This is a genomic window from Planktothrix pseudagardhii, assembly GCF_904830925.1.
Taxonomy (GTDB): Bacteria; Cyanobacteriota; Cyanobacteriia; order Cyanobacteriales; family Microcoleaceae; genus Planktothrix; species Planktothrix tepida.
On the sequence record NZ_LR882967.1, the window covers coordinates 4328887 to 4351677 of the forward strand.

The window sequence follows — 22791 nt, forward strand, 5'->3', positions numbered from 1 at the left end:
GAGAGTTGAAAAACTATCAAGGGAACAATCAAAAATTGTTGGAATTTAAACAAAAGCTGGAAAATTTAGAATAGAGTTAATCTAACAAATATCCGTTACCAGATTTATAGATTCATTATAAATCAGAGGCAACAATGAAGTTTGTATTAAATTTATTCCTTCTAAATAATTTTGTATTCTTTGAGTCGCAATTTCACAATATTCGGGTTTAGTTTCAAAACCAATCACCGGACGATTTAAACTTAAAGCTGCGATCGCAGTTGTTCCAGAACCCAAAAAAGGATCTAGAATTAAATCTCCGGTATTAGAAGAGGCTTTAATAATACGATCAATAACAGCAATGGGAAATTGTGCCGGATGGGAAGTTCGTTCTTTAGAAGCACGATTTTTACCGGATGTAACTTTAGGAAATGACCAAACATCTGTCGGGTTTTTACCTAATGGATTAACTTTAATTTTACCATTTTTATTTTGATATCGTTAATTTGACGCTATCAGCAGGAATTTGTTTTAAGGCTTCTAAGCAATCTAAATTATAAATCAAGCAGTTATTAGTTTTAAAATAAGGTTCACCCAAAATTCCTATTGCTTCAGTTAAATTCATTTTTCGCTTTTAGGATATAGAAAAGATTGAATCAATATAATTATACCAAAATAATTATTTTTTTAGTAAAAGCAATAATAATTTTTTTTAAATATGCTAAACTTATTTATATGATGAACGTTAAGCTCTAATAACATGATCTCCCCTTTAACAACTCTACCCTTAGAAAACGGCGATCAATTAACTCGAATCGAATTTGAACGTCGTTATGCCACGATGTCGGATATAAAAAAAGCAGAATTGATCGAAGGAATTGTTTATATGGCAGCTAGCAGATTCAGAAGGCATTATAAAAAGCGAAGTATTTCCGGGTTTATGGTTAGATGAACAAGCCTTATTAGCGGGTAATTTAGCTCAAGTTTTAGCGATTTTACAACAGGGAATTGCCACCGTTGAGCATCAAGATTTTGTTCAACAGTTGACTGCGAGTTAACCTAAATTAGACCGATTTAAGTTTAATTCGATACCCAAGGCCCTATAATTGATTCACCCTGCTTTTCTTTTTCTGCTAGTTCAAAATTTAAAGTTAATAGGCGTTCTAAAATATTATCATAAAGTTTGAATTCATAGGTTTCTATCACCAGACTGTCAAGCTTTGCATGAAGTTGATAAAGCTGAGTAGAGGGCTGATCAAAATATTCGTTATAAAGTTTAGTAATTCCCCAATTATTTTTATCCATTTGTTTAGTCCGATAATGATGCAATTCTATAGCAGTATCTCGAATCTGTTTAACTAAATTGGTATTAGGTTTTTGAGGAAAAGGGAAGGTTTCAAAACAAGTATTGTGAGTGTAAGCAATATCCGCTTTTAATGTAGATTTTTGGGCGTGCATCCATATCCGATGAACTTTAGATAAAAGTATACCCAAAATATAAAAATCTTCTGAAACAACAACTTTAGTTTTATTTCCTGATAGCCAGTCAGAATTACAAGGAATAAAAATAGCCCATTTTGATACTTCTGGAACAGCAAAATAATACGATAAATTTGCCAGTGCTTTTCTCATTGCAGGTCTTTTTTCTCCAAATTTCCACCAATTAACTTTAGTCACCTCTCTGCGGTTTTTATCTCGCTCTGGTTTGACAGTATTTTGAATATGTTCAAAAGGTAGCTGATAATAACTAGCCTCTTCAAAAGTCATATCATTAAAATCAATAATCCACCTATCCGGTAATCCATGAGGATTTTTAGCTAGATTTGCACCCATTGAAAAAAGTTTAAGAACTTCTTGATTTTTTGAATCCGCTTTTATCCATTCTTTAACCTGATTTTCAGTGACAATAAATCCCATCCCCACAGGAATGATACCCTGAAAACATTGATTTAGATTAGCTGATAAGCGAACAGCTTGAGAAACATCGGTATTACAATTTAGAGAAGAATTAATAGATAAAACTTCTTGATTATCTAAATAATATTGTTGGGGTTTTTGCTTACTCCAGTTAACAAGACTGACGTGAACCGCAGCTTCTCCAGACCAAGGTTGAGTTGAAATTGCATTATAGATATAACCCCCATTTTGAGTAATGTAATCTAATGCAGCGATTCTACTTTTTCCTTGACTAATTGAGTTAGTCGCTACTAACCCGGCTCTTCCATTTTCATTAAGATGATCCTGTGCCAAACGAAACCAATACGCACAAAAATCAACTGAATCTTTTACATCTGAAAATCGTTTAAAGACTTGATCAATATATTGATCACCGAGTTGAGTTCTGATATGTTTACCGCCTAAAAATGGGGGATTACCAATAATTGCATCGGCTGGATACCACTCATTTAAAAGTGCATCTTTACAAGTAATATTTTCATCTAAAGTATCTAAAGGTAATGCGGATTCAGTCAACCCTAATTTGTCAATTGCTATTTTTCGGGCGATGAGTAATGTTACCTTAGCTAATTCAACGGCAAAAGGATTATTATCAATTCCATAAAATTGCTTAGGACTCACTTTTCCTGCTACAATAGGAGAAGACTTCTGAAATTCTGCTAGTTTATCTAATAATAATTGTTCGGTTTGTTTGAGTTCCTGATAAGCAATATAAAGAAAATTACCCGACCCACAAGCGGGATCAAGTACCCGATAATTTGCCATTTCATCATGCAGTAAAGTTAATTCTTCAATCGTAGTTGTTGCTTCAATTCTCTCTTCCCAATATTCTGTAATTGTGGGATAAACAATTTTCATAATATCATTTTCAGACGTAAAATGGATACCATACTTGTGGCGTTCCTCTTCATTAACTGTGCCTTCAAATATGTTACCAAAAATTGCAGGTCTAACTTTACTCCAGTCTTGTTCAGCCGCAGCTTTTAAATATTCTAATTCCTTTCGCGTTAGATCAATTTCATGGACAACCGAGAATAATCCCCCGTTAAAATATTGTACTTCTTTATAACGACGACCCACAGTTACTACCCCTGGAAGGTTCATGTGTCTAAATAAACCATCCGATAAAACTTCGTATGTACTTTGTCCATTCATGCACTCATCAATGCACTCCATAAAACGATTAGGGGGTAATAAATTTCTACTTTGAGCAAACATAGCAACGACACACTGAAGAATAAATTGTTGTGCTGTTTGTTCACTAAAACCTGCTTTTTTAGAGCGATTTTTGAGTTCTTGAAATAATTCTCCCATCCTCCGAGCCGCTAATGCTGTAACTTGAACTTGGTTGTTTCTAAATTTTGGAATTTCAGGCGTAAATTCCATGAATTTAAAAGCGTCTAACCGTTCAGGAAGCTCTTGGAGAGTAATAATATCTACGGGGGTATCAATTTGAATGCTAAAATCATAAATCCAGAATTCATCAAAATTGCAGAGTATTACATACTTAGGAAACACAGGTAAACATTGACAATATCTCCAAGCTTGACCATAATGTTTATTCAGTTTTTTCTCCTTACGAGACTTCATCTCAATTAATACAGAACCCAAGCGATCACGCTGCCACCATAAATCAGCAAAACCCATATTTCCTTTTTGGCTACTTTTAGGTATAGGGAGATCAAATTGTGCATTAACTTCTTTGAGTCCTTTATGTCCAAAGGCTTGAAAAAACTTGATTAAAAACTCAGGTGAATCTTGCCTTTCTCTACCTTCAGTAATATGTTGTTCACAAAAATTAATAAATTCATAAATACTCTCACGGGTCGCTGCCATAACTTCTGATCCTAATAGAAAAGCATTTCGAGTAGATAAAAATCATAATAGCTTATAAAAGAGCTTTGTCCAAGTTTTTCTAGTGTTAAACTTCTTAAATACTAAAATGGTAGAGGTTAATCATTAATTTATGGTGCGTGATGGTGGAAGGGTGAGAAAATCTGATTCCTAAGCTCTACAAGTGTTAAAATTTTTGATATTGTCAAAAATGAGATGAGAAAAATATGAGTAAGAAAACTGCACCTTATGGATCTTGGAAATCTCCCATTACCACAGATTTAATTGTAGAAGGAACTGTAGGACTCGGTGGTTTAACGTGGGATGGCGATAATATTTATTGGATAGAAGGACGGCCATCAGAAGCGGGACGAAGTGTGATTGTGCGTCTGACACCTGATAATCAATTAAATGATGTCACACCTCAATCCTTTAATGCTAGAACTCGTGTTCATGAATATGGTGGGGGTTCTTATACCGTTGATCAAGGAAATGTTTATTTTTCAAATTTCGTGGATCAACGTCTTTATCAACAGAAAATTCAAGGGAAAAATATACCTTATGAAGTTACTCCAGAACCCCTGACCCCAGAAGGAGACTATCGTTATGCAGATGGGGTAATTGATACCCAAAATCAACGGTTAATTTGTGTTCGAGAAGATCATACGCAAGGGGGAGAACCTGTTAATACAATTGTTAGTATTAATCTGAATAATAGTGAGGATATTCGGGTTTTAGTCGAGGGTAATGATTTTTATGCCTTTCCCCGTTTAAGTCCCAATGGTAACAAATTATCTTGGATTTCATGGAATCATCCGAATATGCCTTGGGATGGTACAGAATTATGGGTTGCTGATGTTAATTCCGAGGGGTTGTTAGGAGAAAAAATCTTAATTGCGGGAGGTTTAGAAGAATCTATTTTTCAACCCCAATGGTCGCCAGATGGGATATTATATTTTGTTAGCGATCGCTCGAATTGGTGGAACTTATATCGCTATACTGGAACAATAGAACCCTTACATCCAATAGCGGCAGAATTTGGTTTACCCCTTTGGGTATTTGGAATGTCAACCTATGGGTTTAGTTCTGCTGAAAAGATTATTTGTACCTACAGTAAAAATGGAAATTCCTATCTAGCAAGTTTAGATACTAAAACTCTGCAATTACAGGATATTGAGACACCTTACACAGCAATTGATGGCTTAACCGTTTCAGGAAATCAAGTATTATTTATTGGCAGTTCTCCCACAGAAAGCAGTGCTATTGTCAAACTCAATTTAGAGACGGGAGAACTGGAAGTATTAAGACGTTCTAGTCAAATTGTCCTCGATAAAGGCTATTTATCTGTACCTCAACCGATAGAATTTCCTACAGAAAATGGGAAAACGGCTTATGGATTTTTCTATCCGCCTCAAAACAAAGATTATCAAGCTTCAGAATCAGAAAAACCACCTTTAGTTGTTAAGAGTCATGGGGGGCCAACGGCAGCTACTTCGAGTAGTTTAAGCTTAAAAAATCAATATTGGACAAGTCGGGGATTTGCGGTTTTAGATGTTAATTATGGGGGAAGTACAGGTTACGGACGAGAGTATCGTCAACGGTTAAATAAAAGTTGGGGAATTGTGGATGTTGATGATTGTTGTAATGGGGCAAAATATCTCGCAGAACAGGGTTTAGTGGATGGAAATCGCATGGCAATTGCGGGGGGAAGTGCAGGCGGTTATACCACTTTATGTGCTTTAACATTTAAGGATGTATTTAAGGCGGGAGCGAGTTATTATGGAGTTAGTGATTTAGAAGCTTTAGCAACGGATACCCATAAATTTGAATCCCGTTATTTGGATAAATTAATTGGGGATTATCCTGAAGAAAAGGCTATTTATCAACAGCGTTCTCCCATTCATTATGTCGATCAATTATCTTGTCCGGTGATATTTTTTCAAGGGTCAGAGGATAAAATTGTTCCTCCTAACCAAGCCGAAATGATGGTAGCAGCTTTAAAAGCAAAAGGTGTTACTGTAGAATACGTTTTGTTTGAAGGAGAACAACACGGTTTCAGAAAAGCCGAAAATATTAAACGCGCCATTGATGGTGAATTTGGTTTTTATGCCAAAGTCTTCAATTTCCAACCTGCAAAATAAATCCATTTAACTTTAGGGTTCTGGTCTTATTATCCTATTCTTATGGGGGGTTTGAGACCAAATCCTAATATTTTTTACAGATCCGATAGGGATTGTTATAATAGTTGATGAACAGAAATTTTTTTATGAGTAATTTATTCACCTGCTGCTTGCAAAATAGTTGTGTATAACTCTTGACTAACTCGAAAGTCAGCTTGGTTAATGAGTTGGTCAAGAAGTGGTTTAAGATTTAAGACAAAACCATTCCGTTTAGCTTGTAGTAATACTCCTAGTAAACCTGTTACTTTTAACCTATATTCTGCTGCTAACAATCTACCTCGACGTTCATCCATTAACAGAAGGTCTGCACTTAATTCTAAAGTCAGTACAATCGCTTCAGCTTCACCTAAATCAATATTTTCTTGGCTTTCTAATATTTCTGTTACTCGCTCATAATTGATGACAGATTGAGTGACAATCCAAGGTAATGTTTGAACTTCTACAGCACCAGGAACTAGAGATTCAACTCCTACCATTTCATTATAAACGGCTGTGGGAATGAGTACACGAGTATAAAGTTTTTCTAGCAGTTCTAATTGCCCAATTGCTGCTAAATTGGTAATAGGTGAAGTATCACTAACAACAATCACAATAACCCCATGGATTGCAATGTTTTTATATCGGCTTCAAAATCCTCTACATCATAGTTGATACACAAACCTCTTTTAGCAAGTTCATGTTGAAACTCAATCACAGTTAGCTTAGTCCAAGTCCGAGCTTTACCACTACTAATTTTTTCTTGCTGATATAGCAAAATAGCAATTTCTAACTTCAATTCATCCTCAGTCATCTTTGTGGCTCGGAGGATATCATCAGGAATCAGAACACTCATCAGGGTTGTACCTAAAATGATCGATAATATAATTTTAGTATAAGCGATGATATTGAATTGGTGATGTTTTTTCCAAATTCCGCATCATTTTCAGTTTTATGAATAATTTTTAAATTTCTTTAGAAACAGAACGCCGTTTTCTAATTCCTTTGGTTAAAATTGCTAATAAAAATCCCATTAAAAACGATAATTCTAACGCTGGATTTTGAGTTGTTAACAAAAACGAGCCGATAATTGAAACAAGGGCTAAAGTATATACAATGTGTTTGGGTTTCATCGTTCTGAACTGTCAATGTCACAAACCTAGACAAAATGAATTATAATAAACGATGTAGAAAAGCTGAATGAACCTTTCTACAGAAATAGGATACTTCTGAAATTCGATGACTACAAATTCTCGACGTTACCATATTACAACTTTCGGCTGTCAGATGAATAAAGCCGACTCGGAACGCATGGCAGGTGTTTTAGAAGAGATGGGATTTGATTTTACCGAAGATCCCAATGATGCCAATGTGATTCTTTATAATACTTGTACGATTCGAGATAATGCCGAACAAAAGGTTTATTCCTATTTAGGAAGACAGGCAAAACGCAAACAGGAAGAGCCGGATTTAACGATTATTGTCGCGGGATGTGTTGCCCAACAGGAAGGGGAAACCTTGCTGCGTCGGGTTCCTGAAATTGATTTAGTTATGGGGCCACAACACGCCAACCGTTTACAAGACTTATTAGAACAGGTGTTTGATGGTCATCAAATTGTTGCCACAGAACCCATAGAAATCATCGAAGATATTACAAAACCTCGTCGAGATAGTGATGTTACGGCGTGGGTTAATGTAATTTATGGTTGTAATGAACGCTGTACCTATTGTGTGGTTCCTAATGTGCGCGGTATTGAACAGTCACGCACACCGGAAGCAATTCGCGCTGAAATGGAAGAATTAGGTCGTTTGGGTTATAAAGAAATAACATTATTAGGGCAAAATATTGATGCCTACGGTCGTGATTTGCCGGGTTCAACTCCTGAAGGTCGGCATCTCTATAACTTTACGGATTTATTGTATTTTATTCATGATGTACCCGGTATTGAACGGATTCGCTTTGCCACCAGTCACCCTCGTTATTTTACCGAAAGATTGATTCGAGCTTGTGCGGAATTACCGAAAGTTTGTGAACATTTTCACATCCCGTTTCAGTCGGGAGATAATCAGATTTTGAAAGCAATGGCACGAGGTTATACCCATGAAAAATATCGCCGAATTATTAATACGATTCGGGAGTATATGCCGGATGCTTCTATTAGTGCAGATGCCATTGTGGGATTTCCAGGGGAAACTGAGGAACAATTTGAAAATACACTAAAATTAGTAGATGATATTGGCTTTGATTTGTTAAATACTGCCGCTTATTCTCCTCGTCCTGGGACTCCGGCGGCGTTGTGGGAAAATCAACTGAGTGAGGAGGTGAAAGCTGATCGTTTACAACGATTAAATCGCTTAGTTTCTGTTAAGGCAGCTGAACGTTCACAACGTTATTTTAACAGAATTGAAGAAGTGTTAGTTGAGGGAACAAATTCTAAAGATCCATCTCAAGTCATGGGACGAACACGGGGAAATCGTTTAACGTTTTTCTCTGGAAATTTAGCGGAATTAAAAGGTCAACAGGTGAAAGTGAAAATAACCCAGGTAAGACCCTTTAGTCTCACTGGGGAGCCTGTTGAGTTGTGTATACCCGTATGACCGCTAAAAATAATTTGAGAACGACGATTTTATCCTTGGGTTTGGGGTTAGTTGTAACGGGAATGGGAGTGAGAGCCATCGCCTGTCAACTCGCTCCTAATTCCCCAACTCCTGAAGCAGAGGCGACGGTAGATTATTATTGGGAATTACCAGAAGTTCCCTTAAATTCTGGGGAAACCGAGAAAAATCCTGTACAATTACCCCAACCGCAGGCGAATGGAGATTATCAGCGATCGCCTCATTCCTCCTGGGAAGCCACCAACCCCAATGCTCAAGGAATTGATTGTCGAATGTTAGGAAATACCCCTTATGAAAAATTAGAAAATCCCAGCAATAAAACCGAATTAAATATTGAAAATTGGCCTGTAGTTGGACAACTAAAACCCGGACAGGATTTTGAAATTAATTTAGGCCCAGCAGGGTTTGGTGTGGTTTACGATACGAAACAACAACCTTGGATTTATGTTGAAAAAACCAATGAAACAGGCGCACCTTCTCACTGTTTTGTTCGAGCAAATCAACGCTTTGTACAACCGATTTCTCCTGAATAAAGTATACAACAAAAACCCGGTTTCTTCAAGAAACCGGGTTTTTGAGAAACCGGGTTTTTATCTAATTTTACAACTTTCTATTTTTTCTGCTAATATTTCTAAATGTTGCCACCATTTTCCGGTAGCAATAATCCAATTGCGGGTGGGTAAATGTCCGATAGGAGCAGAGGTTTTATATTCAATACCATAATCAGGATCATGGGGATTATAAGTTAACCATCCCACTTGCTGACAAAATTCTCCATAATCTCTTTCAGTTTGTTGATAAATTTGATTTTGAATACTAAACCCAAACCGTCCATTACTATATTTTACCCACAGATGATTAATCGTTTTTAAATCTTCACAGGGTAAGTTTTCTAAATCCTTAGCGTGTATGTAAGCTTTTTTCGATTTTTTGAGTGCTGCACACAAGACAAGCCAGGTTTCTTGATCCGCTTGTTTCCACCGTTTTTGAGCTAAGAGAGTTTGTAGTTTAGTATAATCAACACCAACGGCGGATTTTAAAGGATCATTTAATGGCTGATAGCCAAAATTTTCTTTAATTCGCTCTAATAAATTAGGCGTTTTAGGAGGAGTCTGGGGAACCTTTTGAGATGTCTTTTTAAGAGGAATAACAGGTTTAACTGCAAGATTTACAGAACTTTCAAAAGATTCAATCGATTTTAAGGCTTCTTCAGCCGATTTATAACGCTGATTAATGGCTGGTGAAGTTAATCGATTTAATACAATTTCTAAGCGATCGCTAATGATTTGTTTAGGTGTTAAATAATTGCGCCAATTCCATTTTTCCTCATGCTCATCATATAAATTCCCTGGGGAAATTCCTGTGATTAAATATAAACAAGTAACCCCTAAACTATACAAATCACTCGCGGGATAAACATTTCCTCTGGTTTGTTCAGGAGCCATAAATTCTGGCGTTCCAATAATCGTTCCACTCTGGAGTAAAGCAGTTCCCGTTAACACTTTTGCTACGCCAAAATCAATTAAAACAATATCACCTGTTTCTATATTTGGGTTAACTTTATTTTGAAAATTATTCTCATATATAATATTTGAAATCTGCTGTTTTAGTTTTATACTAATTTGAGCCTGTTCTTGTTCTCCCATTTTCAGAGTTGGAGGACTTTGGGTTAAATCTTCATCAGGATCGAAGGATTTTTCATAAGCAGGAGAGAGAGAACACCGCCGCATCAAATTAGCAGGTTTAATATCTCGATGAATAATATTGTGTTCATGAATAAATTGTAAAACGGGAAGAATTTGTTTTAAAACTTGCCAGATTTTTTTTTCTTGAAATAATCCGCTTTCTTTTAATTCATCAAATAAAGTTTTTCCCTCAATATATTCTTGTACAATAAACAATTGTTGATTTTGTTCAAAATGAGCTAAAAGTTGAGGAATTTGAGGGTGTTTTCCCAATTGATCTAAACGCACTGCTTCTTGACGAAATAATTTCGCGGCGGTTTCATAATCTTTGGGGTTTTCATATTGAAACAAAAATTGTTTAATCACACAATAGGGATGGGAAGGAATTTGTTGATCAATTGCTAAAAAAGTTCTACCAAAACCGCCTCGGCTTAAAGGCTTTATAGCGAGATAACGGTTTTGAAGTAATAGGAATTGACCACAACCTTGACAATATTCGGCTAAGTTGGGATTTTCTGGGTGAGAACATCCTACGGTCACACAGTAACTCATCGCAGGGAAGGGGGGGAAGAAAGTATTGTTGAGCCGATAATAGCACAACTGATCATAAAATTAGTTGTAGATTTTTGAAGGAACCACAAAGGCACTAAGGCACTAAGAAAGAATGAAAAATATTAACAATTTCACAAAACCCTTCCACTTCTAAACCTGCGGTTATATAACGGGGTTTATGGGTTAATTGATCAGTATAGTCTAAAAGATTAGCAACTCCAACGGATTCAGGAAATAACTCAGAATTAAATAAAGTTTGATCATTGGGACTATCGCCAATGGTGAGAATTTGTTCAGGGGTTAATTCTGACCAATATTGCTGAATTACTTTTAATAATCCTGTAGCTTTATCTTGGGTTTTGGGTTTAATATGACCTTGAACGGTGCTATAGGTAAATCCCCATCCTAATTCTTCACAAAGTTCTGTTAACAGTTGAATTTCGGATAAACTAATATTTTGAATATCAAAAGTCCAGTCTGTAAACCGAAAGGGATTATCGGCGGAAGCGTGTAGATGGGGACATTGGACTTGGAGAATTTGAAAAACTTGGGCTAAGTTTTGACGATGTTGGGAGAGGGAATTTAAGGAAATTAAAAATTGAGGCTGATCAAATTCAAAAGGATAAAATAATCCGCCATTTTCGGCGATCGCACCTGTCACCGGAAGATAATATTTTAAGGCTTGAACCCATCCCGCAGAACGTCCTGTAATTAAAATGATGGGGATTTTAGCTTGCTTTAATTGAGATAAAGCTTGTAATAAATCCGTTGTCAATTTTCCCTGTTTTGTTAGGGTTCCATCGATATCCGTTGCGATCAAACGAATATGCTGAAGTGCATTTGTTTGTATCGCTTCCGTCAATGGTATTAGAGACATGAACCGAACCTCCGTATGATTACTTAAGTTATTTTACTGGGTTTTTACATCAACTGAGCTTTCCTTAAAAGTTGCCAATTTAGCGGTGATATTTATCACAAGCTTGTTAAAAAACTATCACAAGATTATTTCTCAACCATACGGGTTTAATTTAATATTTAAAATCAGATTACAATTAGCACCTGAGAATAGGTTAAGGTGGATAAATGATTAACAGCTTGGGCTGATGATCAATTTCTAATTAGCTCTGAACCATTAGAAGAATTTGTGATCACCTGAATCTTCCCTATTTCAAAGGCATTTGCCAAATTTTAATCGTTTTATCTTCACTACCACTGACTACGATTTGACCATTGGAACTCACAGCCAAGGCATTAATGGGTTTAGAATGACCCCATAATGTTGCCAGTTTTTTCCCAGTTTTGAGATCCCAAACCACCACATTATCACCGCCACTGAGAAGGGTTTTACCATCCTTGGTGATTGCTAAAGATTTCACAGGATTATTATTCGCTTTCCAGACTGCTTTTTGTTCCCCAGTATTGGGATTCCATAACCGAATTGTGCCATCATCACTGGCACTAATTAAAGTTTTACCATCGGGACTATAAACTAGGGCAGTAATAGTTCCTTCATGACCGGATATGCTGCGTTTGCGAGTCCCGGTTTGTAGATTCCAAAATCGAATCAAGCGGTCTGTTCCGCCACTGACTAAAGTTTGACCATCAGGACTAAAAGCTAAGGTATTAATTGCCCCTTCATGACCTGTAATTGTTAATAGCCGAGATCCAGTTTCTGAACCCCAGAGGCGAATGGTTCGATCATCGCTACCACTCGCTAAAATCTGACCATTGGGACTAAAGGCAATCGCATTGACCGCTTCAGTATGCCCTTCAATGGTTCGCATTCGATTTCCGTCCTTCAAATCCCACAGACGAATGGTTTTATCATTACTACCACTGGCTAAAACTTTACCGTCTGGACTAATGGCTAAGGCTTTCACCCAACTGGAATGGGCTGCAATTGTACGGGGTGGGGCATCTGTTTTTAAATCCCAAATTCTAATCGCTCCAAAACTTCCCACCGCTAAGGTTTGATTATTAGGACTAATCACAACCGCATAAACCTGACCAACGGCTCGTTTGTAGTCCTCTAAAAAAATACTACTTGGTAAACTTTTTAAAATTAAAATAGGATTAGCTGGAATGAATCCATAGCGTACATAGCCATCAATTTGAGTATAAATTCCCCCCAATATTAGTAAAGAGGTTCCGAAAACCCAGAAATATTTAATTGGAATTTTAGGGAGTGTAATTTTAGGGGCGGAAAAATTAAAACCTGTACTTTGGGTGGCATTTATCTGCTCGCGTTTAGAGCGTTGACGTTTAGAGCCAGCAGTATCTTTAGATTCAGACGTATTATTCTTATTATTTGCAGATTGATTCAGATCAACCTCTGCCAAACATTGCAAAATCATCTGTGGATTTTGGGGGCGATTACCGGGAAAAGTCGCCATTAAATAATCAATCAGTGCCGCCAATTGATCCGAAATATTAGGAGCTCCTTTACGCCACAATAACTTCCCAGTTCGAGGATTTTCGGGATAAGCAGTGGGTGGTTTTCCGGTTAATAAATAAATAAAAGTTCGCCCTAGGGCAAAAAAATCAGATTGAGGGACGGCTTTCCCATTCATTTGTTCTGGGGGCGTATATCCAGGGGAAACAATACCCGTCACATTTTGCCCCTGTTCTACCTTGGCTAAATAGGTTCCTGAAACTTCTCGTGCGGTTCCAAAATCAATTAAAACTAACTGGCCATTGGGTTTCCTCATAATATTTTGAGGCTTAATATCCCGATGGAAGTATTGCAAATTATGAACTTGATCTAAAATTTCGGCTAGTTGTTTTAACCATTCCATCGCCTGTTCTTGGCTGATGGGCTCCTTTTTCCGTTCCTTCATCCAATCCTGTAAATTTAAACCCTCAATTTTTTCCATGACCAAACAATGGAGGGTTTCTTCGCTCCCTTTGGGGGTATAAGTGAAGTATCCATCAGGATCAACTTTAGGGATACCCGGATGGTTAAGATTGCTCAAAACCTTTGCTTCTTGCTTAAACAAAGTGACTGCTTTGGGATGGTTTTTTAATAAAACCTTCAGAACTTTACATTTTCCTTGATCATCAATTTCAAATGTTTTGCCAAAACCGCCACCGCCAAGTTGTTTGATGACACGATATCGCCCCTCCAGCAAAAGCTCTGAACCGCATTGACAACAAATGCGCCGATTCTCGTTTGCTGAATCAGTTGGATTTGGGCACTTAGGATTAAGGCAATAACTCACAGAAGCGAGAACCCAGATCTAGGTTGCAGAGTCAGGAGCCAGAAGTCAGAAGTCAGGAGGCAGAAGGTTATGGGGTATGGGGTATGGGGTGTGAGGTTTCGGATATTGGGTTTTGGGTTTCAGGACTTGGGTTTCAGATGGAATTAATTTCCCCCGTTCCCCTTGTCTCCTGACTCCCTTCGTCATGTCCTTGTCCTGATATCCTTCCTGCTCCCTTAATCCTCTACCCTTTTTTCCTTCTATATCCCGTTTCCTGTCTTCTGTATGAATGTCCTTAGACTAATTCCACTATAACAGGGAAACGAAGTATTCAGTGATCCATCCCCTACACAGGTAGTGGTTTAGTATTAAATCAACCAATTCCTTCAATAATCGGATGGAAGTAAAACGCAATCCCCAGTACCGTATAAGCAGCTAAGAGTAAAACCCCCTCCAGCCAATCAGAACGACCATCAGAACTGACGGAGTTGGCAATTAACACAGAGACCGCAACGGCGATTAATTCAAAGGGATTAAAATTCAAATCCATTGGTTTGCCTAATATCCATCCAGCTAATACTAAGACTGGGGCGACAAATAAAGCAATTTGTAAACTAGACCCCAAGGCAACGGAGACGGATAAATCCATTTTATCTTTCATGGCAACGGTAACGGCCGTGGCGTGTTCGGCTGCATTTCCAATAATGGGAACTAAAATCACCCCGGTAAAGAGTGCGGTAAGTCCCAAATTATTAGTTGCTTCTTCCAAGGTACCGACTAATAATTCCGACTCGAAGGCGACTGTCAGCGTCGCGAGCAGCAAAACACCAATCCACAGCTTTAAATTAACCTTTTCCGCTTCATGTCCGGCTTCTTCTGGGGTGATTTGTCCATCCGCATCGTTTTCAGCCACTCCCACATCATATAAATAGGAGTGGGTTTTCATGGAAAACAGCAAGGTGAGGATATAAACCGTAATCAAAACAATTGCAACCGCCGCCGAGAGGGTTTGCATGGTGGGTTCCTGGATGCCGATAGAGGTCACATCCACAGCCGTTGGCACTAAAATGGCAATCACGGCTAAATTCATGGCGGAGGCATTTAAACGGGCAATCACGGGCTGGAATTGCTGCTCTTTGAAGCGCAAACCTCCTAAAAACATGGATAATCCCATGACTAACAGCAGGTTTCCCATAATTGATCCCACTAAACTGGATTTCACCACATCCACTAATCCAGCGTTTAGGGCTACAATTCCAATAATTAATTCAGTGGCATTACCAAAGGTCGCGTTTAACAACCCCCCTAAATTAGGGCCAAGGACAACGGCGATTTCTTCGGTCGCGGTTCCCATCCAACCCGCTAAGGGAATAATCGCCAAGGCTGAGGTAATAAATACAATTGTTGATCCCCACTCGAAAAAGTGCGCCGCGATGGAAATGGGAACAAAAATTAAGAGTGTTGACAGTAAGGTTTTGGTATTTAACATGGAATTTAGAACCAATATGGGAATACAAGACTGGAATTTGGCAGTTGAGAATTTAGAGTAAGCCGTTTTCGAGATTACCACCAGCCCTTGTTAACAGGATTCATACCCTAATGTAGGAGAAAAGTCAGGATTTGCAAACATTAGGAGGATGGAACAACCGCCATCAACTCTTCATCCGTTCAATTCATAGATTTACAGGATAATCTGTTCTTTGCTGTGATCTGACTCTTAATTTATCCCTGAAAAACCTATTTCCTAGGGAGGGTTTAAAATTAAGCTCAATCAGTCATAGAAAGAATAACAATACTCCGGTGTACTGCAAAGCGATATAAACAAATATTAACTTTTTTAACTTAACTTGCCAGACCTTGAAATTTTAATTATCATACAATCACAGCAGTCAAAAATTTTATCCTAAAATTTCAGAACTATCTCTTCAAATTGTACGGAATTAACACCGATGAAAAGACTTTGATCATTCCTTAAACCGATTAAAAAAGCTGAAGACTTCGGTTTATTCTGTTCTGATAGCATTGCCCTGTCTTTATTAGAATAGACAACAAATTTTGAGGCGGATTATCAATGCTGATTCCTCTTAAATCTACTAAAAGTTAAAGCTTTTTTGGGACTTCTTGAATTGTTTGTATCTTATAGGATTACAGTTGCATGGTTTCTACATCTAATTTTCAGGTTTTTGGAATTGCTGATACTGACCTGAATTTTGCTGGGTCAGAATTCACCCAACCTCCTGAATTTGATTCCCCATCCACAGCGACGGGAGTGTATGTCACAATTCACGGACATTTTTATCAACCTCCCCGTGAAAATCCCTATCTCAATGTAGTTGAACGTCAATCTACCGCAGCCCCCTATCATAACTGGAATGAACGAATTCATCATGAATGTTATCGTCCAAATGCCTTTGCTCGTATCCTCAATGATCGCGGAGAAGTGGTGGGAATTGTCAATAATTATGAATATTTAAGCTTTAATATCGGCCCTACCTTGATGAGTTGGTTAGAACGCTATGATATGGAGGTTTATCAGAAAATTCTGGAAGCGGATCGCAAAAGTTGTCAACGCTTAAATGGACATGGAAATGCGATCGCTCAGGTTTATAACCATATTATTATGCCCTTAGCGAATGAACGGGATAAATATACCCAAATTCGTTGGGCAAAAGCAGATTTTCGCTCTCGTTTTGGCCGTGATCCCGAAGGACTGTGGTTAGCAGAAACAGCGATAGACTACGCTACCCTAGAAGTATTAGTCAATGAAGGCATTCGCTTTACCATTTTAGCCCCCTCCCAAGCGGAACGCTGTCGGCCCTTTGCCACATCGAATTGTCCCGAACCAGAATGGCAGGAAGTGGGGGGAAGTCAAATTGATACCACCCGTCCCTATCGCTGTTATCTGCAAGACAAAACCGGAGCTAAAGACGAATCTCGTTATCTGGATATTTTCTTCTATGATGGCCCCATTTCGCGTGATATGGGGTTTAATGATGTTTTAAATAGTTCCCATCACCTATCGGGACGCATCCGCCAAGCCGTCCGGGGAGATCATCGTCCAACGCAATTAATTTCTGTAGCCACCGATGGTGAAACTTTTGGCCATCATCGGGGGGGAACGGAAAAATGTTTAGCTTATGCTTTTGTAACAGAATTTCCCCAGAATGGCTGGACAGTAACGAATTTTGCCCATTATTTAAGTTTGTATCCCCCCACTTGGGAAGTGCAACTCAAACCTGTGACCGCTTGGAGTTGTAGTCATGGGGTAGACCGATGGCAGGATGACTGCGGTTGTGCTTCTGGAGGCGGATGGCATCAACAATGGCGTCGTCCCCTGCGGGATACGTTAAATGGATTACGCGATCGCTTAATTGAAATTTATGATCAATATGGTTGTCAATTCTTCCATGATCCTTGGGTCGCTAGAGATCATTATATCCAGGTGATTCGGAATCGTTCTGATGCCAATATTAATGCTTTTTTTGCCCAACATCAAACCCATGATCTGACTCATTCAGAACAGGTAGACGCTTTACGACTGTTAGAAATGCAGCGTCATTGTCTGTTAATGTTTACCAGTTGTGGCTGGTTTTTTGAAGAATTATCTCGACCCGAAGGTGTCCAAGTTTTATGCTATGCCAGTCGTGCCATTGAATTGGCAGCAGAAGTCGCAGGGGTAGAATTAGAAACTGAATTTATCTTTAATTTGGCGTTAGCACCGAGTAACGTTGAATTATTTAAAACAGGGGATGAAGTTTATCGTCAATTAGTCACAACGGCGCGAGTTAGTTTAAAACAAGTCGCTGCCCATTATGCCATTACTTCGTTGTTTACGACTTACCAAAGGGAACAACGGCTGTATTGTTATAAGGCTCAACAATTAGACTATCAAATGCAGCGCATGGGGTCTTTGAACCTAGCAGTCGGTGAAGTTTTATTAGTGTCTGAAATTACACGAGAACAAACCCATTTTGTGTTTGCTGTTTTTCATTTAGGCGGTTGGGATTTCCATTGCTGTATTCAACCTTTTAGCGGACGACGATCCTATTTTGAATTAAAACGGCTATTATTTGAGGCATTACAGGAAGCGAGTGCCGCTCATTTAATGTTGCGATTAGTACAGAGCTTTGGCGATGATTCCTTTAGTTTACGAGATTTATTTGCAGAAGAACGGCAGCGAATTATGGGGTTATTGTGTCATGAAACGTTAACTCGTTTGGATCAATTGTATACTCAGGTTTATCGAGATAATTATGGAATTATGATGGCGTTTCATCGCGATGAATTAGCGGTTCCTCCTGAGTTACAAGTCGCAACAGAAGTGGCATTAGGGAATCGATTTTTAAGCAGTGTTCGTGCTTTAGAATCAGAAAGCAGTGAAGGACGATTAAGTATTAATCATTTGGGAGAATTAGAAGCGATCGCCAAGGAAGCTCAATTATTACGATGTCGGCTACAACATCCAGAGGTTAAAGAGAGTTTTGAACGATTAATTATTCAGTTTCTCTGGCGACGGTTACAAGATCATGATCTAGGGACAATTGCCGAAGATTTACAGAATTTACAACGGTTAATTCAACTCAATTATAACTTGAATTTAGGCGTTTCTTTAAATCAAGCTCAGGAATTTTATTTCCAATATCTGAAAACCCATATTATTCCATTATGTTTGGGTTATTTACAACGAAATCATCAGGAAATCTACGTTGATTTTGCAGAAAATAACAATTCAGACACAAGGGTTGCGGTTCAAATTGTATCCGAAGGTCATACAAGCCAACTCCATCAAATTCGTCGCCTGTTACAATTAGGTCAAACCCTAGGCTTAGACGTTCAAGAATGGTTGAACCTTTTGGGCTAACCGTTAACGGTTTATATAGGCGCGATTGTTTCTAAGATGGGCGGGTTCTATAATTAATATTACTGAAACTTGAATATCATTACAGAACCTGTCCCTAAAATTTGGGGAGTTAACTGTTAACAGTCAACAACTAAACGTTTCTTTTCTAAAAATGCAATTAAATCTTGAGCCGTTACCCCTTCCAAATGTTCAATTCCCATACTAGGAGGTAAGGATTTGAGCAGAGCTAAAGCGGTACTATACATTTTAACGGCTCTTGTGTAATCTGCTTCTTGCTCATAAATAGATGCCAGTTCTAAATAAGCAGGAACCGATGAAGGAAGTAAATAAATAATTCGTTTAGACAATAATTTTGCTCCGGCTAAATCTTCCTGCTCTTGAGCAATACGCAGAAGTAAATAATAGGGAAAAATTGATAAAGAGTCTATTTCCAGTGCTTTTTTACAGTAGAATATGGCTTGTTCATATTGACCTAAATTAGCGGATGCTTGTGCTAATAAATAATAAGCCTCAAATTGAGTTTCCGGTTTCAGATTTCGACTTCCTATTCTATCTTCTTGCCCTTTAATACCTCCTTCTGGGTTTTTGTTTCCGAGTTCCCAACTTTTCAAATAAGGGTTACTACTTTGAAGAAATTGTTCAGCTTTTTGAATAGCAGTTTTATACTGTTTATTTTGGAAATATTGTTTTGCCTCTTCTAAGGTTCGTTTAGGTAACTTCACTGTTTCGGATAGATGACCCAAGGATCTCGCTTGCTGGATTTTCAGATGTGAATCTTGATGTTGCACCGATGAAGATAATAAATGTTCACCCTGATTATGATGAGTCAATCCTGTTTTTTGACTCAACACAGATTCTTCTATTAAACCAATCATTTTTTGATAAACCATCGATTCAGGGTAAATTTTAGATTGAAATAATTCAATACAATCTTGATGATTTAATTCTGCATGACCTGTTATTAAATAACCTCCTGGTTTCAAAACGTGATGAAATTTAGAAACGACTTGATTAATATAATTCTTCTCAAAATAAACAAAAACATTCCGGCAAACAATTAAATCAACGTCTTGAATTGCAGTATAATTAGGATAGCAATAGAGGTCTTTAACTAAATTTAACTTAAAAAATTGTACAGAACACTGAGTTTTTGAATTGATTTTCCAATCTTGTCCTTGTCGCGAAAAATATTGATTTCTAATTTCTGGGTCAACCATGCGAAAAGACCAAGACGTATACAAGCCTTGTCTGGCTTTCTGCAATGCTTCTTCATTAACATCAGTTCCCAGAATATTAATAGTCCAGTTAGTCCAATCAGGGAGTAACTGTTGCAGTAAAATTGAAAGGGTATAGGGTTCTTCTCCGGTCGAACAACCGGCACTCCAGAAGGTTAAGGTTTTCGTTTTTTGTCGAGACGCTATTAAATCTGGTAAAATTACCCCGCGTAATAAATTAATTTGACCTTGATCTCGAAAAAAATAACTCTCAATCGTTGTAATTAAAGGAATTAATTGTTTCCATTCCTGTTGGCTCGTTACCGTATCGGCACTTAATAAATTAAAGTAAGCTTGGGGATTCGGTAACTTTAAAGCTTTAACTCTTGCCTTAATTTTTTGAGCCAATCCAGCATAGTCTTGTACACGAATGGATAATCCCGTCTGCGTCGCAATAAGCTGAATAAAAAGTTCGATTAGTGCTGGTTCCATGAGCAATGTCAGGCGGTGAGTGGAAATCGAAAGATAGCCAACGGAAAAATAAATCCTGATCGAGGGTTTTTGGCACAATGAAAGGCTGTGGTGAACAAATACACTCTAATAAATGAATTATACGATTTCTCGTTAAAAATTACCGAATTTTGGTTATTGACGGTTAACGGTTAATGGGTATCGGGTGTCAGGTTTCAGGTTTCAGGTTTCAGGTTTCACCGAAGGAGTGTCTATTATTTCCCCTTATCCCCTTGTCCCCTTATCCCCTTATCCCCTTATCCCCTTATCCCCTTATCCCCTTGTCCCCTTATCCCCTTATCCCCTTATCCCCTTATCCCCTTATCCCCTTATCCCCTTATCCCCTTGTCCCCTTATCCCCTTATCCCCTTATCCCCTTGTCCCCTTATCCCCTTATCCCCTTATCCCCTTGTCCCCTTGTCCCCTTATCCCCTTGTCCCCCCTTCCTTGCTTGAATTCTAAGCTGGATAAATTCGCAAACGACGGTTGGGTTCTTCTCCAAAACTATTAGATTTCAAGCGATAATGTTCTACCAATTCATGCTGCATTTTCCTAACCTGCGGAGACCGAGGAAGTAATTCCACCGGTTGTCCCTTCGGAATCACAATTTGTTCCACTGCTAAACGTGCTTCTTCTAACGCTTCAATTTCATCCGAAGAACCACTCTTTGTAAACAAACTCAAATCCGCAATTTCTGGGGTACTGGGATCTTCCATATTCAATAAACGCCGCAACGCTCGTGCAATTTGAGGGGGTGTTCCTGATTTAATCGTATGAATTGGAACTTGACGGGTTTTTGCCATGTGGCGCAGTTTAGATTGATTCCGAATATGCGATCGCAACGCCAACACCACATCCGCACTATCAATATCCTTGGTCAAAATTACAGGTAAAGAAAGGGTTTGGATCACCTGTTCAATTTGATGACGAGGAACCCCATACGGATAAATATTTAAAGATGAACCTTCCCCGATAGTCTTGATAAAAGGGAATTCTTCATCAGTATGCAGAGGTGTGACCCCAGAAAACGATTGTTCTAGGAGTTCTTCAAAATATTGAGACTCTGATACTGTATCTTCCCTGGCTTTTCCTAGGGGAGTTGGGGGAACGGCCATCATTTTCCCTGAACCTCGCAACCCTCGCAGACCGGGTATTGCAGCCACAGGCTCACGGGGTTTGAGGGCCGAGCGTCCTTCCATAGAAACCGGAGTTGTGGGAGTATATCGTTCTTCAAAAATATTAACCTCACCCTCATCATTAAGCGTCCGAACTTGTAACGTCGGTTGCAGTCCCCGTAACAGATGATCAATGGTGGTCGAAACAGATTCATGTACAACCCACCTTTGTTGCTCTAACATTTCAATGGCAATATCAAAGGTGGGGGGTGCTTTCCGTTCTAATACCGTTTTTTGCGAACCCCGGCGCCGAGCTTCCTCATCCCCTAACGTTACCGCTTGAATTCCCCCAATTAAGTCTGCTAAAGTAGGGTTCTTCATTAAGTTCTCAATGCGGTTGCCGTGAGCCGTGCCAATTAACTGTACCCCCCGTTCTGCGATGGTGCGAGCCGCTAATGCTTCGAGTTCTGTACCAATCTCGTCAATCACAATCACTTCCGGCATATGGTTCTCCACAGCCTCGATCATGACTTGATGTTGCAGTTCAGGACGTGCGACTTGCATCCGCCGGGCTCTGCCAATGGCAGGATGAGGAATATCGCCATCTCCAGCAATTTCATTGGACGTGTCAATAATCACCACCCGCTTTTCTAACTCATCCGCCAATACACGAGTAATTTCTCGCAATGCTGTTGTTTTTCCAACTCCAGGACGACCTAGCATCAGGATAGATTGACCCGTTTCTACCAAATCCCGGATCATGCCAATTTTGCCAAAGACCGCTCGACCGACCCGACAGGTTAAACCAATAATTTTTCCGGTACGGTTGCGAATGGCACTGATCCGATGTAGGGTTTGCGAGAGTCCTGCTCGGTTATCACCGCTAAACTCTCCAATTTGTGAAATACAATGTTCCAGATCTTCTAAGGAGACGGGAATAGTTGAGAGATATTCGGCTTTAGACGGAAAACGGGCTTCTGGAAGACGGCCTAAATCCATCACAATCTCAATCAAACTGTCTCGTTGTGGATGCTGCTGCAAATTCTGCCGAATTTCATCGGGAACAACTTCGAGTAATCTATTCAGGTCGTCTGTAATTTGCATACTCAAAACAGTT

16 protein-coding genes are annotated in these 22791 nt (G+C 38.7%); 5 read left to right on the forward strand and 11 right to left on the reverse strand.

The genetic code is table 11. The features are described from left to right. Positions 1-81: 81 nt before the first annotated feature. Positions 82-456, reverse strand: coding sequence for a DNA-methyltransferase (locus tag NMK36_RS18455; protein WP_139295068.1), 375 nt, complete (start codon positions 454-456; stop codon positions 82-84). A 401-nt stretch (positions 457-857) separates the two neighbouring features. On the opposite strand from NMK36_RS18455, the gene NMK36_RS29145 reads away from it, so the two are divergent. Further along, complete coding sequence (locus NMK36_RS29145; RefSeq protein ID WP_072719696.1) at positions 858-1037, forward strand: hypothetical protein; 180 nt, start codon at positions 858-860, stop codon at positions 1035-1037. A 22-nt stretch (positions 1038-1059) separates the two neighbouring features. Here the strand turns inward: NMK36_RS29145 and NMK36_RS18465 are convergent, their stop codons facing one another. Next, positions 1060-3771 carry a DNA methyltransferase gene (locus NMK36_RS18465; protein ID WP_254174356.1) on the reverse strand — a complete coding sequence of 904 codons (2712 nt, stop codon included), beginning with the start codon at positions 3769-3771 and terminating at the stop codon, positions 1060-1062. A 224-nt stretch (positions 3772-3995) separates the two neighbouring features. Here NMK36_RS18465 and NMK36_RS18470 point away from each other — a divergent pair, with 224 nt between their 5' ends. After that, complete coding sequence (locus NMK36_RS18470) at positions 3996-5909, forward strand: S9 family peptidase (RefSeq protein ID WP_254174358.1); 1914 nt, start codon at positions 3996-3998, stop codon at positions 5907-5909. A 134-nt stretch (positions 5910-6043) separates the two neighbouring features. Here NMK36_RS18470 and NMK36_RS18475 read toward each other — a convergent pair whose 3' ends face one another. From NMK36_RS18475 to NMK36_RS18485, 3 genes are all read right to left on the reverse strand, one after another. Then, on the reverse strand, positions 6044-6538 hold the full coding sequence (locus NMK36_RS18475) for a DUF3368 domain-containing protein (protein ID WP_254174360.1): 495 nt from the start codon (positions 6536-6538) through the stop codon (positions 6044-6046). Further along, entirely contained in the window at positions 6535-6780 is a 246-nt protein-coding gene (locus tag NMK36_RS18480; protein ID WP_072719700.1) for a UPF0175 family protein, read from the reverse strand. The genes NMK36_RS18475 and NMK36_RS18480 overlap by 4 nt, the downstream gene beginning before the upstream one ends. A gap of 109 nt (positions 6781-6889) precedes the next feature. Next, on the reverse strand, positions 6890-7057 hold the full coding sequence (locus NMK36_RS18485; protein ID WP_186440373.1) for a hypothetical protein: 168 nt from the start codon (positions 7055-7057) through the stop codon (positions 6890-6892). A 106-nt stretch (positions 7058-7163) separates the two neighbouring features. Between NMK36_RS18485 and miaB the strand changes: the two genes are divergently transcribed. Beyond that, the gene (gene miaB, locus NMK36_RS18490) at positions 7164-8522 is read left to right on the forward strand and encodes a tRNA (N6-isopentenyl adenosine(37)-C2)-methylthiotransferase MiaB (RefSeq protein ID WP_254174362.1); all 1359 of its coding nucleotides are present in this window, start codon (positions 7164-7166) and stop codon (positions 8520-8522) included. Next, the gene (locus NMK36_RS18495) at positions 8519-9073 is read left to right on the forward strand and encodes a hypothetical protein (protein ID WP_254174363.1); all 555 of its coding nucleotides are present in this window, start codon (positions 8519-8521) and stop codon (positions 9071-9073) included. The genes miaB and NMK36_RS18495 overlap by 4 nt, the downstream gene beginning before the upstream one ends. A gap of 57 nt (positions 9074-9130) precedes the next feature. On the opposite strand, the gene NMK36_RS18500 is transcribed toward NMK36_RS18495, so the two are convergent. From NMK36_RS18500 to cax, 4 genes are all read right to left on the reverse strand, one after another. Then, a complete protein-coding gene (locus NMK36_RS18500; protein WP_254174364.1) occupies positions 9131-10777 on the reverse strand; it encodes a serine/threonine-protein kinase in 1647 nt (548 codons plus the stop codon). A 94-nt stretch (positions 10778-10871) separates the two neighbouring features. Further along, positions 10872-11654, reverse strand: coding sequence for an HAD hydrolase family protein (locus NMK36_RS18505; RefSeq protein WP_072719703.1), 783 nt, complete (start codon positions 11652-11654; stop codon positions 10872-10874). A gap of 286 nt (positions 11655-11940) precedes the next feature. Further along, the gene (locus tag NMK36_RS18510; RefSeq protein WP_072719704.1) at positions 11941-13995 is read right to left on the reverse strand and encodes a serine/threonine-protein kinase; all 2055 of its coding nucleotides are present in this window, start codon (positions 13993-13995) and stop codon (positions 11941-11943) included. 352 nt (positions 13996-14347) lie between these two features. After that, a complete protein-coding gene (gene cax, locus NMK36_RS18515; RefSeq protein WP_072719705.1) occupies positions 14348-15463 on the reverse strand; it encodes a calcium/proton exchanger in 1116 nt (371 codons plus the stop codon). 666 nt (positions 15464-16129) lie between these two features. Here cax and NMK36_RS18520 point away from each other — a divergent pair. Continuing rightward, positions 16130-18835, forward strand: a complete 2706-nt coding sequence (locus NMK36_RS18520) for a DUF3536 domain-containing protein (protein WP_254174365.1) — start codon at positions 16130-16132, stop codon at positions 18833-18835. Between the two features lie 116 nt (positions 18836-18951). Here NMK36_RS18520 and NMK36_RS18525 read toward each other — a convergent pair whose 3' ends face one another. After that, positions 18952-20541 (reverse strand): CheR family methyltransferase, encoded by a 1590-nt coding sequence (locus tag NMK36_RS18525; RefSeq protein WP_072719706.1) that lies wholly within the window; start codon positions 20539-20541, stop codon positions 18952-18954. 476 nt (positions 20542-21017) lie between these two features. After that, positions 21018-22778 (reverse strand): R3H domain-containing nucleic acid-binding protein, encoded by a 1761-nt coding sequence (locus NMK36_RS18530; protein ID WP_072719707.1) that lies wholly within the window; start codon positions 22776-22778, stop codon positions 21018-21020. Between the last annotated feature and the right edge of the window lie 13 nt (positions 22779-22791).

Bases quoted from the DNA above. Each gene is read 5' to 3' on its own strand.
- NMK36_RS18480 (WP_072719700.1), bottom strand. From the start codon at position 6,780: ATGAGTGTTCTGATTCCTGATGATATCCTCCGAGCCACAAAGATGACT.
- NMK36_RS18520 (WP_254174365.1), top strand. From the start codon at position 16,130: ATGGTTTCTACATCTAATTTTCAGGTTTTTGGAATTGCTGATACTGAC.
- NMK36_RS18500 (WP_254174364.1), bottom strand. From the start codon at position 10,777: ATGAGTTACTGTGTGACCGTAGGATGTTCTCACCCAGAAAATCCCAAC.
- NMK36_RS18505 (WP_072719703.1), bottom strand. From the start codon at position 11,654: ATGTCTCTAATACCATTGACGGAAGCGATACAAACAAATGCACTTCAG.
- miaB (WP_254174362.1), top strand. From the start codon at position 7,164: ATGACTACAAATTCTCGACGTTACCATATTACAACTTTCGGCTGTCAG.
- NMK36_RS18485 (WP_186440373.1), bottom strand. From the start codon at position 7,057: ATGAAACCCAAACACATTGTATATACTTTAGCCCTTGTTTCAATTATC.
- NMK36_RS18470 (WP_254174358.1), top strand. From the start codon at position 3,996: ATGAGTAAGAAAACTGCACCTTATGGATCTTGGAAATCTCCCATTACC.
- NMK36_RS18465 (WP_254174356.1), bottom strand. From the start codon at position 3,771: ATGGCAGCGACCCGTGAGAGTATTTATGAATTTATTAATTTTTGTGAA.
- NMK36_RS18525 (WP_072719706.1), bottom strand. From the start codon at position 20,541: ATGGAACCAGCACTAATCGAACTTTTTATTCAGCTTATTGCGACGCAG.
- cax (WP_072719705.1), bottom strand. From the start codon at position 15,463: ATGTTAAATACCAAAACCTTACTGTCAACACTCTTAATTTTTGTTCCC.
- NMK36_RS18530 (WP_072719707.1), bottom strand. From the start codon at position 22,778: ATGCAAATTACAGACGACCTGAATAGATTACTCGAAGTTGTTCCCGAT.
- NMK36_RS18495 (WP_254174363.1), top strand. From the start codon at position 8,519: ATGACCGCTAAAAATAATTTGAGAACGACGATTTTATCCTTGGGTTTG.